Genomic DNA, 13864 nt, shown 5'->3' with positions numbered 1-13864 from the left:
GAGAGGATTAGAAATTTAATCAAGGAGAATGATTTTGATTTTTATCAAGCATTAGAGAAGGTAGGGGCCAACACTGTGTTTACAACTCATACTCCCGTCCCTGCTGGTAATGAGGTCTTCTCTTTTGGGTTAAAGGATAAGTACTTTTCTAATTACTGGGAAGAGGTTGGTTTGACTAGAGATGAGTTTATTAAGTTAGGGATGAAAAATTCATATGATAAAGGGTTTGGGTTGACAGTTTTAGCTCTACGTTTATCTCGCTTTAATAATGGTGTAAGCCAATTGCATGGCAAGGTATCAAGTGATATGTGGGAGGAATTATGGCCAGGGGTGCCAACTGAAGAGAATCCTATAACATATATAACTAATGGTGTTCATACTTTAACTTGGTTGGCTCCAGAGTGGAAGGAGTTATTAGATAGGCATTTGCCTAATGATTGGCGAGATAGGATTGAAGAGGATGAGATATGGGAGAAGGTCAAGAATATACCTAATGAAGAGTTTTGGGTTGTTCACAAGAAGTTAAAATCAAAGCTAATAGATCATATTCGAGAGAGAGATTTAACTAGAAGGAGAAGGTGTAGTAATTTAGAGGATCTTATTAGAGACGAGACCCTTTTAGACAAAGATATATTAACTATTGGTTTTGCAAGGAGATTTGCTACCTACAAACGGGCTAACTTAATCTTTAAAGATGTTGAAAGGTTAAAGAAGGTCTGTAATCAAGAAGGTAAAGAGGTTCAGATTATCTTTGCTGGGAAGGCTCACCCTGCCGATATTCCTGGTCAAGAGTTGATAAAGGAAATCTATAATATATCCCAAAGTGAAGATTTTAAAGGGAGAATAGTTATTCTAGAAGATTATGATATGAATTTGGCTCGTTATCTAGTTCATGGTGTTGATGTTTGGTTAAATAACCCTCGAAGACCCTTAGAGGCAAGTGGAACTAGTGGTCAAAAAGTAGGGGCTAATGGTGGGCTTAACTTTAGTGTTTTAGATGGTTGGTGGTGTGAAGGTTATAATGGGATGAATGGTTGGACTATTGGCTATAAATCTGAATATAGCAATCGAGAGGAGCAGGATCTATTAGATAGTAATTCTTTATATAAAACTTTAGAAAAAAAGATAGTTCCTTTGTATTATAATAAAGGTGATGCACAGGTATCTTCAGAGTGGGTAGAGAGGATGAAGGAAGCTATGATAAGTAATGCGCCTTGTTATAGTACTGATCGTATGGTTCAAGAGTACACTAAAAAGTTATATATGCCTGCTTACTATAGGGGAGAAGATCTAAGGGCCAATAATTATCAAAAAGCCTTGGATTTAACAGCTTGGAAGTCGAAGTTAAAGAGTAATTGGGATGAGGTAAAGGTTAGTTCTGATAATAGTGGTGATATGGGTAACTTTAATGTTAAAGAGGATATAGCTTTTAAAGTAAATGTTGATTTAGCTAAGCTTAAGCCTGAAGATTTAAGAGTTGAACTTTACTTAGTTTTAGAGGGTAATGGAAATAAGAAGATAGTTCCTATGGAATGTATAGATTATGATGGTGAAAGCTTTGCTTCCTATCAGGTAAAGGTCAATTTAGAGGACACAGGAGATTATAAATATACCTTTAGAGCTATTCCAAATCCAGATTCTCTAGCAACTAAACATGAGGTAGGTTTGATTAAGTGGATATAAGATATTAATTTTATAAGTCAGTAAAAAGGGCTAGCACTTGGTGTTGGCCCTTTTTTAAGTTGAAAACAAGGTTAGATTGGTGATAGAATAAAGAGGAGGTAATAAGTTAAAATATCTAATAGTAATAAAGTTTCACTTTCGAGCCACTAGTAATGGGTAATGAGTGAAGAGTAATGAGTAAAGTTAAAATCTCAAAATCTCAAAATCTCAAAATCTCTTATAAGTCTTAGGTAACAAAGGGGTTTCTGTTTTTCTTAAGGTTTTACCCATTACTCATCACCAGTAATAAAGCTACGCTTTATTACTTAAAAAGAGGAGGTTAGTATGAAGGATATTATAGTAGGAACTAGGGGAAGTAAGTTGGCGTTGGCCCAGTCTGGGTTGGTGGTCGATAAATTGGCTTCTTACTTTCCAGATTATAATTTCAAGTTGAAGGTTATAAGTACTAAAGGTGATAGGATCTTAGATAAGGCTCTAAGCCAGATAGGTGGGAAGGGTCTTTTTATTAAGGAGATAGAGATAGCCTTATTGAATAGAGAGGTTGATTTAGCTATACATAGCATAAAGGATATGCCGGCTCGATTAGAGGAAGGTTTAGAGATTATAGGGATACCAAGGCGGGCCAACGCCCTAGATGTACTTGTCTCTAAAGATAATTTGACTTTAGATGATTTGCCTAAAGGTTCTCGAATTGGGACTGGTAGCTTAAGAAGGAGGGCTCAAATATTAAATTATCGATCAGATTTGGAGGTTGAACCTCTGCGCGGTAATATAGATACAAGGCTAAAAAGGGTTGCTGAGGGTGACTTTGATGGGATAATTCTTGCTGCAGCTGGACTAGAAAGAATTGGTTGGGAGGATAGGATAACCCAATACATAAATCAAAATATATCGATTCCTGCAGTTGGACAGGGGGCCCTTGCTATTGAGGGAAGGTCTGATGATGATGCGATTAAAGAGGTTGTAGAGAAGTTGAATGATAGACCTACCATAGATACTGTTAAGGCTGAGAGGAGCTTTTTAGATTATTTAGAAGGAGACTGTAAGGTTCCAATCGGTGCTTATGGTGAGGTTGATGGAGATAAACTAATTCTCTCTGGAGTTATAGGAAAAATAGATGGGAGCCTTCTTCTTAAAGATAGTGTAAAGGGCTCTAGAAGTAAAGGTCAAGACTTAGGTGTTGAGTTGGCAAAGAAGTTGATAGATAAGGGTGCAAAAGAGATATTAGAGGAGATTAGAAGGGGTGAACAAAGGTGAGTGGAAAGGTCTATTTAGTAGGTGCAGGACCAGGAGATGAAGGGTTAATTACTCTTAAAGGTTTAGAAGCGATTAAAAAAGCCGATGTAATCTTATATGATAGGTTGGCAAACCCTAACCTCTTAAAGTATAAAAAGAAGGGTTCAGAGTTATTCTATGTAGGTAAGAAGGCAGGTAATCACTATAGAACCCAAGAAGAGATAAATAGATTATTGATAGATAAGGCCAAGGAAGGGAAGACTATTGCTAGGCTTAAGGGGGGAGATCCTTTTGTTTTTGGCCGTGGTGCAGAAGAAGGAGAAGAGCTTTTGGCAGGGGGTGTCCAGTTTGAGGTGGTACCAGGAATAACTTCACCAATCTCTGTAGCAGCCTATGGAGGGATTCCTTTAACCCATCGTGAGTGGAGTTCTTCTTTTACAGTTGTAACAGGTCACGAAGACCCAACTAAGGAGGAGAGTGCTTTAGATTGGTCTAATTTAGCAAGATTTAAAGGGACATTAGTAATATTGATGGGAGTAAGGAATTTACCAAAGATAGCAGAGAGGTTGATGAAAGAAGGACGTAATCCTAAGACACCTGTAGCATTAATTAGATGGGGAACAAGGGCCAATCAGGAGACTATGGTAGGAGACCTTAAGAATATAGCTCAGAAGGTGGAGGAAGCTAACTTTAAGGCCCCAGCTATTATAGTAATAGGGGATGTGGTTAATCTAAGGGAGAAGTTAAACTGGTTTGAAAGCAAGCCTTTATTTGGCAAGAAGATTGTTGTAACTCGTCCTAAAGATCAAAAAGATTCTTTCACTAAGTGCTTGAGTCGAGAAGGTGCTAAGGTAATAGAAGCTCCAGCAATTAAGATTGGCCCACCAGAGAATAAGAAGCCGTTAGAAGAGGCATTAAGGAAGGTGTCTTCCTACCATTGGATAATCTTTAGCAGTGTAAATTGTGTTAAGAGGTTCATGAAGAGGTTATTTGAATCGGGTCAAGATGTAAGAGCCCTTGGAGGGGTGAAGCTATCTGCCATTGGCCCAAAGACAGCAGAAGAGTTGACTAAGTATGGCTTTAGAGCTGATTACATACCCAATGATTATGTAATAGAATCTATATTAGAAGGATTCTCCAAAGAGGATACAAAAGGGAAGAGGTTCTTGCTACCACGGGCCAACCTTGGCCGAGAAGCTTTAGAAGTAGGATTAAAAGATTTGGGAGCTCAAGTGGATAATGTAGTAGCTTATCGTACCCTAATGGGCGAAGGAAATCCTAAGCTAAAGGATATGTTAGAGAAAAAAGAGATAGATTTACTTACCTTTACCAGTTCATCGACAGTAGATAATCTGATCAAACCCTTGGGTGAGGATTATAAGGAGCTGATGGAAGGTGTTGAGGTAGCATGCATTGGTCCTATAACAGCACAAAGAGCTAGAGAGCATGGGTTAGAGGTCGGTATAGTGGCGGAGGAATATACCGTTGACGGATTGTTCGATGCTATTATGGAGTATTATAGTAATTAAGTGTTAGTAGTCTGTGTCAGTGCCAGTGAAAATCAAAACCTAATAAACTTATAGTTCTTAAGGTTTTACTGACACAGACTACTGACACAGACACTAGTAATAAAGCTACGCTTTATTACAAATATATTGATAGAAAGGATCTTTGTTATGAAAAGTTATGCAACTGGAATTGTCTTTGAGGGGATTCCTGGGACTGGGAAGTCGACGATTATTAAGAATCTTTTAAAAAGTGAAAAGTATCTGGAACGGGAGTTTATGCCCTTTTTTACTTATGGAGAGGATATTACCCAACGGGTTTTAGAAGATAAGCATAACAGGGGGATGATAACGAAAGAGGATAACTTGAACCTATTAGATGATATATTGGCTTCTTTGGAGAGGTATAATAGCTATTATATAGATAGAGATTGGTCTAAAGATGAGACGGAACATCGCTTTGGGTTCATCTTAGAGAGATTTCACCTTACTCACTCTACCTACTTTAATCATATTGAGTGGAGGGATTTAGAATACATAGATGATAGATTAAATAGATTAAATACCAAGCTCTGCTTATTTAAGATGAGAAGAGAAGTGATGGAAGAAAGAATTATAGAGAGTCGGTGTGATAGATGGCGAAGTTATATCTCTCGTTTTGGTAAGACTAATGAAGAGATAATAGACTATTATTATAAGAAACAGGAGGTTAAAGAGGAGTTAGTGAGAGGTAGCAACTTGGAATCAATAATTATAGATACTAGTGGAGGAAATTGGGAAGAGATAACTAAAGAGGTGTTAGATTTCTGGAGAATATAAAAAAGGAGTCTTTATATGATAGGGATTTCAAAATTACTTGGAGCAGAGGATAGGTTTGGGGATAGATTAAGGTATCATAAGAATATAAAGAGTTATAAGTATGGGGTTAGAGAAGGGCGTGGACCCGTGGTAGTTTGGAATGCTACTAGGAGCTGTAATTTGAATTGTATTCACTGTTATTCAAATTCTAAAGCTAAAAAGTATAGGGATGAATTAAATACAGAAGAAGCAAAGGATTTTATTGATGATCTAGCCAATTTTAATGTTCCAGTACTCTTAATCTCTGGTGGAGAGCCTTTGATGAGGGATGATATATTCGAATTAATAGAATATGCTAGAAGTAAAGGGTTAAGAGTCACTTTATCGACTAATGGGACAATGATAACTGAGGAGATTGCAAAGAGGTTAAAGAGGTCAGGGATAAGTTATGTAGGAATAAGCTTAGATGGTATAGGTGAAGAGAATGACAGGTTTAGGGGAAAGGAAGGGGCCTTCGATGAAGCATTGAAAGGTATAAGAAATTGTAAGTTAGTAGATCAGAAGGTAGGACTTCGCTTTACAATTAATAGGCATAACTATGAAAGTTTAGAGGAGATATTAAGGTTAATCGAAGAAGAGAATATCCCCCGAGCTTGCTTTTATCATCTCGTCTATTCGGGTCGAGGTAGTGAAATGATAGATAAAGACATTAGCCATCAAGAAAGTAGAGAGGTACTGGATCTCTTGATTGCTAAGGTTTTAGAGTGGGAGTCTAGAGGGGTAGATAAAGAAATTTTAACAGTAGATAATCATTGTGATGGTATCTACCTATATCTTAAATTAAAAGAGGTGGGAGATGAGAGGACCAATAATGTTTTGGAACTACTAAAGAGAAATAGAGGAAACAGGTCAGGGATTGCTATAGCAAATGTGGATTGGCAAGGGAGGGTACACCCCGATCAATTTACTCAAGATTATATAGTCGGTAATATAAAAGAGAAGCCCTTTAGCCAAATATGGATGGAGGATGAGGGTACTATCTTAGAGAAGATGAGAGATAGGAAGAGGTATTTGAAGGGAAGATGTAGTGGGTGTAGGTGGATAGATATCTGTAATGGTAATTTTAGGCCAAGAGCGGAGGCTATATATAATGATTTCTGGGCAGAAGACCCGGCCTGTTACTTAAGTGATGAAGAGATTGGGAGCTAGCTATTAGTGTAACTTCAATTAAGAATTAAGAACTTAAGTTCAAAATCTTAAGGGCGATTTTTACCACGAATGAACACGAATAGTCACTAATAAAAGATTTAAGAACAAAAATCATCTAAAAAATTATTTTAATTCAATAAATTTTCTATGATAAACATTAGAGCCTAATATTAATTTGAATTATATTAGTGTTGATTGATGTTCATTAATGGTTCCAAAAAAGAGTTTTAATTTTTTTATCTTTAAAAAAGTGACGCTTTAGGAATATAAAGTTTTGTTTTACAAATTGAGCGTTATCATACAGGAGGGATTAACGATGAGAAGGATGAATATATCAAGGCATGATTTGGTACATCGACCGAGGCGTTTGAGGAGTTCTGATGCAATTAGAAGCTTGGTTCGTGAGACGAGATTGGGTGTAGATGATCTAATCTATCCGTTGTTCGTAGTTGAAGGTGAAGGGGTAAGAGAGGAGATATCTTCTCTGCCGGGAAATTATCATCTATCAATAGATAGGTTGTTAGATGAGGTTGAAGAGGTTGCAAGTTTAGGTATTAAAGGGGTGATCTTATTTGGTATCCCTGACCAAAGTCAAAAGGATGAGAAGGGTTCTGCTGCTTGGGCAGAGGATGGTATAGTTCAAAAAGCTTGCCATAGTATAAAGGAAGAGTATCCTCAACTGTTGGTTATTACTGATGTTTGTTTATGCCAATATACAATTCATGGTCATTGTGGCGTTTTAGAGGAAGGGTGTTTGATTAACGATCCTACTTTAGATAGATTAGCAAATGTGGCTTTAACCCATGCTCAAGCAGGTGCAGATATGGTTGCCCCTTCTGATATGATGGATGGAAGGGTAAGAGCTATTAGAAATAGACTCGACAAAGCTTGCTTTAAGGAGGTAGGGATAATTTCTTACTCTGCTAAATATGCCTCGGGATTTTATGGACCCTTTAGAGAAGCAGCACATTCGGCTCCCCAAGAGGGTGATAGGAGCTCCTATCAGATGGATCCAGCCAATAGTAATGAAGCTTTAAGAGAGATGGAGCTGGATGTAGAAGAGGGGGCAGATGTTATTATGATTAAACCTGCTCTATCTTATTTAGATATAATTAGACGGGCCAAGGATAACTTCAACCTTCCTATTGCTGCTTATAATGTAAGTGGTGAATTTTCCATGGTCAAGGCAGCTGCCCAGAAAGGGTGGATCGATGAGAGAAGGGTAGCCTTGGAGTCGTTGACGAGTATGAAGAGGGCAGGTGCAGATATTATCATTACTTATTGGGCCAAGGATGTGGTAAAGTGGATTAAGGGATAGAGGAAGTCAGCAATCTGACTTCCTCTATCCTTGATATATACACAGACACTAAAAATGATCTCTAGCCTAATTTGAGCTGTGTATTATTTTCCTTAAGGTTGGGCATCTATAAAGAATAACGACTTAAAACAGGTGGGGATAGTCTTTGATTATATCGTGGAATACGACTAAAAGGTGTAATTTATATTGCGAACATTGTTATAGAGATTCTGGTCCTGAGACCAGTAGTGACGAGTTGAGTACAGAAGAGGCGAAGAAGCTATTGGAGGAGATAGCTAAAGCGGGCTTTAAGATTATGATTTTTAGTGGTGGAGAGCCTCTGCTTAGAGATGACATTTATGAATTGATTACACATGCTAAAAATTTGAAGATGCGACCTGTAATGGGGACAAATGGAACTATGATTGATTTAGAGGTGGCTAAGAGATTAAAAGAAGCTGGCTTAGCTAGAGTAGGAATCAGTTTAGATAGTATAGATTCTTGTAGCCATGATGATTTTCGAGGAGAAGAAGGGGCTTGGCAGAAGACTATAGAAGGGATTAGAAATTGTCACTCAGTTTCTTTGGATACTCAGATAAATACAACTATAACCGATAGGAACTATGAGGAGTTAGAGAAGATTACAGACTTAGCAGTCCAATTGGGTTCTAAAGCTCACCATCCCTTCTTCTTAGTACCTACAGGAAGAGGGAGGGATATAGAAAAGGAGTCTTTAAGGTCAAAGCGTTATAGGAAGATGATAAATCGAATTTTAGATAAGCAAGCAGAGGTGGATATAGAGCTCAAACCTACCTGTGCTCCCCAATTTATGCCTATGGCCAAGGAGCAGGGTGTCTATATGCGATTCTCTCGGGGTTGTATAGCTGGTATAGCCTATTGCTGTATCTTGCCAGATGGAGATGTACATATTTGTCCTTATTTGCCTGTCAAGGTAGGTAATGTTTTAGAAAATCCCCTTGATCAGATCTGGGAATCAAGCAAGGTCTTTAATGAGTTAAGAGCGATGGAGTATGGGGGTAATTGTGGAAGGTGTAAGAATATTGAGATCTGCGGAGGGTGCCGAGCTAGGGCATACTATTATTCCGATGGCGATTACCTAGCAGAAGAACCCTGGTGTAGTAGCTTTAATTGATAATTGAAATTAAAACTTAAAAAGGAAAACCTCTTTAGACACAGACTTACACAGACTTTGCACAGACAAAACCTAAAAAAATTAAATTTTATAAGGTTAAATCTTTTCGTTGGTTTTATATAATAATACAAGAATGGTGATTATATATGGATGAAGTTGATAGAAGGTTGTTGACGTTGGCCCAGGAGGGTATTCCAATTAGCTCTACCCCTTATAAAGACTTAGGAAGGGAGATAGGTATTAGTGGTGGAGAGGTAGTTGAGCGACTTAATACTTTAAAGGAGGAGGGTTATATTAGAAGGTTGGGTGGAATCTTTTCCTCTAAAAGGTTAGGTTATGTAAGTACCTTAGTAGCTACAAGGGTCGAAGAAGAATCCTTTTATGAAGTGGCAGATGTTATCAACAGATATGATGGTGTAACCCATAATTATCGAAGAAATCATGACTTTAACCTCTGGTTTACCTTAATAGCACCGTCTAAAGATGATTTAGAGGATAAATTAGAGGAGATAGAGTCAATTGAAGGTATAGAGAAGATGCGAAATCTTCCTGCCCAAAATCTCTTCAAGCTAGGGGTTAAGTTAAAAGTATAGACTTTAGGAGTGAAAGTATGCTAAGTGAATTGGATAAAGATATAGTCAGACTAATGCAGGAGGATATACCTTTGGTAGAGAGACCTTATAGGTTAATTGCCCAAAAGGTAGGTATATCAGAAGAGGAGTTGCTAGAGCGATTAGAGAATTATCATATAGAAGGTATGTTAAGGCGAGTAGGTCCAGTACTTTATCACCGTCAAGCAGGTTATAAGGCAAATGGTATGACAGCTTGGAGGGTTCCTGAAGATGGGATGGAGGGGTTTGCTGATCTTTTAGTCGGTTACTCTCAAATTACTCACCTCTATCAAAGGCCGACTTATCCCGATTGGCCCTATAATATCTTCGCTATGATTCACGGTAAGGAAGAAGGAGAGGTAGAATCCATTGCTCAGACCATATTTCAAAGTTGTGAGATTGATGATTATACTATACTATATAGCACCGAAGAGTTGAAGAAGTGTAGTATGAGGTATTTTATGAATTAAGATAATTTAGTGAGGTGATTTTAATGTCAAAGTCAGTAGAGTATTTTTCAAAGGCTAAGGAGGTTATACCTGGGGGAGTAAATAGCCCAGTTAGAGCTTTTAAATCGGTAGGAGGAGAGCCTATCTTTATTGAGAGGGCCAAGGGTTCTCTGGTCTATGATGTCGATGGTAATGAGTACATAGATTATGTTGGGTCTTGGGGGCCAATGATCTTGGGATACAGCCATCCTGGGGTGATTGAACCTTTACAGATGCAACTTATAAAGGGAACGAGCTTTGGTGCTCCTACTCAAGTTGAGACGGAGCTTGCCGAGACCGTAATAGAGGCTATACCTTCTATTGAGAAGGTGAGGATGGTCAACTCAGGTACAGAGGCTACTATGAGTGCCTTAAGGCTATCAAGAGGGTATACAGGTAGAGATAAGATAGTTAAGATGGAAGGGTGTTATCATGGCCATGGTGACAGCTTATTAATCGAAGCGGGGTCAGGTGTTGGCACTTTAGGAATCCCAGGAAGCCCTGGAGTTCCTGCTAAGATTGCTGGTGAGACGATTTCAGTACCCTTTAATGACTTAGAGGCTGTTAAGAAGATATTTAAAGAATATGGCGAAGATATAGCAGGGCTTATCTTAGAGCCTATTACCGGTAATATGGGGGTAGTAAAGCCTAAGGCAGGTTATTTAGAAGGCTTAAGAGAGATCACTAAGGAGTATGGAGCATTGCTCATCTTCGATGAGGTAATGACAGGCTTTAGAGTGGCTTATGGAGGAGCACAAGAGATTTATGGAATAGATCCTGACCTGACAACTTTAGGTAAGATAATCGGGGGAGGTTTACCTGTGGGTGCTTATGGAGGTAAGAAGGAGATAATGGATCACATAGCTCCCCAAGGCCCTGTCTACCAAGCAGGAACCCTATCAGGGAACCCTTTGGCTATGGTTGGAGGGATAGAGACCTTGAGAATCCTTCGAGAGTTTAACCCTTATAGTCAGTTAGAAGAGAAGGGGAGAATCTTAGAAGAGGGCTTTAAGGCCAACATCCAAGAGTTAGAACTCCCAATTACAGTATCTAGGGTAGGATCAATGCTTACTCTATTCTTCAATGAGGAGATGGTGGGTGATTATAGTGGGGCCAAAGCCTGCAATTTAGAGGCCTTCTCTTTCTACTTTAGAGCTATGCTAGAGGAGGGAATCTATCTGCCTCCATCCCAATTTGAAGCTAACTTCGTGTCGTTGGCCCATTCTGACAATCAATTAGAGAGGACAATTGAGGCTAACTATGAGGCTTTAAAGAAGGTCAAAGAGAATATATATTAGAAAAAGACGAGGTATAACTAAACAGATGTTTAGTTATACCTCGTCTTTTTAGTAGTTAATAAAACTAGGATTGCAAAGGTATATTAACTCATATTTCGGAACTTGTCTTACAATATTATGAATAAATCGATATTAAAGTATTAAAAGCATATCATTTGAAATGAATTAAATTACAAAAGATAATAAATAATTAATTTAATTCATTATAATCAATATATTACAGAGATTAATATTGCATATAATGAAATTTATTACTTGTGAACCAGTAACAAATTAACTAAAATGTATAAAAGCAAAATTATCCCCTGTAAAAAATATCCTCCGAAATATGAGTATTAAACCTAACACCTCGATATTAGGAAAAACGATAAAATAAAATATCTATTCGCAATTAAATATCGCAAAAAAATCAAACTTTTGGCAGGAAAACAAGTGAACAATATCTAAATATATACTTATACAACCAAAATGATACAAAAAATGTTTTAAATCCAAATGTTGTTTTTGGTATAAAATAAAATTATTGAGGTGAAGAATGTGAAGCAGAGTAGGAAAGCAGAAAAGTTAAAGGATTCATGGTATAGGTGTTGTGAGAAGGGGATTGATAAGAAGTTAGAGGGATTTTTAAAGTGTGTTACTAGAGATGAATTGAAAGAGAGAAAAAGAGAAAGTAGTGATTTGATTAAAGTTTTTATAGAAGAGGTAAAGGAAATAACAGAAAAATATGCAGATAATAGACCGTATATCTTCTTTTTAACTGATTCTGAAGGAGTGCTTATAGCAAAGTATTGTTGTAAAGAGAATGAGGAAAATATTAAAGAGGGAGTATGTTTTACAGAAGATAGTTGTGGAACTAATGCTATCTCTTTAGCTATGGAGGTAAAGAATATTATTTATTTAAAAGGGGTAGAACACTATTGTGATTGTTTTTATAATTGGGAGTGTTTAGCTACTCCTATTGTAGTTCATAATAAAACAATTGGATATTTAGATATGTCATTTTTGGGTAAAAAAATTATAGAAAGGGACAGGATGTTATTTGAATTAATACTAAATAAATTAATTGCTAGGATGACTTTAAATGTTTTGTTTTATAGTGAAAAGAAGATAGTGTTAAATGAGATTACAAAAGATGTATTAAGATTATCGGCTTGTGGATAGACAATTAAGGACATATCTGAGCAATTGCATGTTTCTGGTTCGAGTGTAAGATACCATAGAGGTAAAATTTGCGAATTATTTGAAGCAAGGAATATGTCACATGCTATTATAAAGGGTATTAAGTGTAGGTGTTTGGATTTGTTGGAGGTTATGTGAAGATGAAAAGCTAAAAATCACGACTATTTTTCTATAAAATGTAAATAAAATAAATAAAAATCTGTTTTTGGAATTGAGGGGTTGCAATTTTACATTTTGGATGGTTGATTATGGTAGTCATTATAAATTAAAATAGTAAATAAATTAATATATATTTTAATTTATAGTTGTTATTAATAAAAAATAAAATTATATAAAAAAGAAAGGGTGACAATAAATGATAAAATGGATTATTTTTGATATTATGGGGGTTATGTTTAAAGATAGTGATGATGTAAAGCAATGTCTGATTCCATTTTTAAAAAGCAAAGATATAACTTTTAATCAAGATAATGTTTATAAAAAGTATAAAGAAGCTAGTTTAGGAATGATTACTTCTGCAAAATTTTGGGAATGTTTTGGATTGGAAAACTTAGATCAAGAATATCTAAGTAGTAGTTTAAGATTTGATAATGAATCACTCAGAATTCCCCAAAAGTATAAAAATGAATTTTCTTTTGCAATTATATCGAATGATGTAGCGGAATGGTCTAAAATTTTAAGAAATATGTATAAAATTGATAATTATTTTTCACATTCAGTTATTAGTGGTGATGTAGGAATAAGAAAACCTGACCTCGAGATATACAATATTTTTCTAGATAAGACTAATGCTCTTCCAGAAGAATGCATTTTTATAGATGATAATATTAAAAATTTAAAAGCGGCCAAAAAACTGGGTATATATACCATTTATTTCAATAGAAATCAAGGTATTGAAAATGAATATTTAGATTGTGACTACGTAATTAATAATTGGAGTCAAATACAACAAATAATTGAGCAAATATAGAATTACACAGTTAGTTAAAGGAGGAAAGATAAAATGAATAAAGAAGAATTATTTACAAAAGTTAACCAAGTTTATAATAGTATTGATTTTAATTTTTTTAATAGGAAGGGGTTTAATAAAGATAAAGATTATGTATTTATTTATTCATATCCACCAGTACAATCACTTAACAAATTAACAAAGGAGCAAATAAATAAGAGATATTTTTCAGCGAAAGATATTAATTTATATATTCATATACCTTATTGCACTGGCAAATGTACATATTGTTATTTTTCAAAAATTATAGATAATTCTGAGGCGACAGTATCAAAAGATGAGTATATTAAATTATTAGAGAAAGAAATCTTATTAATCAAAGAAAAAATAATATTCCTAAAATAAAAACATTGCACATTGGAGGTGGGACTCCTTCATGTCTTGATTCAAAGCAAATT

At 36.1% G+C, this 13864-nt stretch carries 13 protein-coding genes; all 13 read left to right on the top strand.

What is annotated here, in order from left to right:
- On the top strand, nucleotides 1–1683 hold a 1683-nt coding region (glgP, locus tag HALSAC_RS0102085), incomplete at its 5' end, for an alpha-glucan family phosphorylase (RefSeq protein WP_027338874.1).
- Between the two features lie 324 nt (nucleotides 1684–2007).
- Nucleotides 2008–2940 (top strand): hydroxymethylbilane synthase, encoded by a 933-nt coding sequence (gene hemC, locus HALSAC_RS0102080; protein ID WP_027338873.1) that lies wholly within the window; start codon nucleotides 2008–2010, stop codon nucleotides 2938–2940.
- On the top strand, nucleotides 2937–4448 hold the full coding sequence (gene cobA, locus HALSAC_RS0102075; protein WP_027338872.1) for a uroporphyrinogen-III C-methyltransferase: 1512 nt from the start codon (nucleotides 2937–2939) through the stop codon (nucleotides 4446–4448). The genes hemC and cobA overlap by 4 nt, the downstream gene beginning before the upstream one ends.
- 147 nt (nucleotides 4449–4595) lie before the next feature.
- Nucleotides 4596–5243, top strand: a complete 648-nt coding sequence (locus HALSAC_RS0102070; protein ID WP_027338871.1) for a hypothetical protein — start codon at nucleotides 4596–4598, stop codon at nucleotides 5241–5243.
- A gap of 15 nt (nucleotides 5244–5258) precedes the next feature.
- Nucleotides 5259–6431, top strand: a complete 1173-nt coding sequence (nirJ1, locus tag HALSAC_RS0102065) for a putative heme d1 biosynthesis radical SAM protein NirJ1 (protein ID WP_027338870.1) — start codon at nucleotides 5259–5261, stop codon at nucleotides 6429–6431.
- A 316-nt stretch (nucleotides 6432–6747) separates the two neighbouring features.
- Nucleotides 6748–7749 carry a porphobilinogen synthase gene (gene hemB, locus HALSAC_RS0102060; RefSeq protein ID WP_027338869.1) on the top strand — a complete coding sequence of 334 codons (1002 nt, stop codon included), beginning with the start codon at nucleotides 6748–6750 and terminating at the stop codon, nucleotides 7747–7749.
- Nucleotides 7750–7894: 145 nt separating this feature from the next.
- Entirely contained in the window at nucleotides 7895–8881 is a 987-nt protein-coding gene (gene nirJ2 / locus HALSAC_RS0102055; protein WP_027338868.1) for a putative heme d1 biosynthesis radical SAM protein NirJ2, read from the top strand.
- 146 nt (nucleotides 8882–9027) lie between these two features.
- The gene (ahbA, locus tag HALSAC_RS0102050; protein WP_027338867.1) at nucleotides 9028–9474 is read left to right on the top strand and encodes a siroheme decarboxylase subunit alpha; all 447 of its coding nucleotides are present in this window, start codon (nucleotides 9028–9030) and stop codon (nucleotides 9472–9474) included.
- A 17-nt stretch (nucleotides 9475–9491) separates the two neighbouring features.
- Nucleotides 9492–9962: a siroheme decarboxylase subunit beta gene (gene ahbB, locus HALSAC_RS0102045; protein ID WP_027338866.1), complete on the top strand. Its 471-nt coding sequence runs from the start codon at nucleotides 9492–9494 to the stop codon at nucleotides 9960–9962.
- Nucleotides 9963–9985: 23 nt separating this feature from the next.
- Nucleotides 9986–11278 (top strand): glutamate-1-semialdehyde 2,1-aminomutase, encoded by a 1293-nt coding sequence (gene hemL, locus HALSAC_RS0102040; protein ID WP_027338865.1) that lies wholly within the window; start codon nucleotides 9986–9988, stop codon nucleotides 11276–11278.
- 528 nt (nucleotides 11279–11806) lie between these two features.
- Complete coding sequence (locus HALSAC_RS0102035) at nucleotides 11807–12439, top strand: sigma-54-dependent transcriptional regulator family protein (RefSeq protein WP_211231281.1); 633 nt, start codon at nucleotides 11807–11809, stop codon at nucleotides 12437–12439.
- 373 nt (nucleotides 12440–12812) lie between these two features.
- On the top strand, nucleotides 12813–13427 hold the full coding sequence (locus HALSAC_RS0102030) for an HAD family hydrolase (protein ID WP_027338863.1): 615 nt from the start codon (nucleotides 12813–12815) through the stop codon (nucleotides 13425–13427).
- 33 nt (nucleotides 13428–13460) lie between these two features.
- The gene (locus HALSAC_RS0102025; RefSeq protein WP_027338862.1) at nucleotides 13461–13811 is read left to right on the top strand and encodes a hypothetical protein; all 351 of its coding nucleotides are present in this window, start codon (nucleotides 13461–13463) and stop codon (nucleotides 13809–13811) included.
- The last annotated feature ends 53 nt before the right edge of the window (nucleotides 13812–13864 follow it).

It is taken from the genome of Halonatronum saccharophilum DSM 13868, assembly GCF_000517025.1.
In the GTDB taxonomy this organism is placed as follows: Bacteria; Bacillota; Halanaerobiia; order Halobacteroidales; family Halobacteroidaceae; genus Halonatronum; species Halonatronum saccharophilum.
The sequence above is the reverse complement of the archived record's forward strand: the minus strand, read 5'-3'. Positions and strand labels throughout refer to the sequence as shown.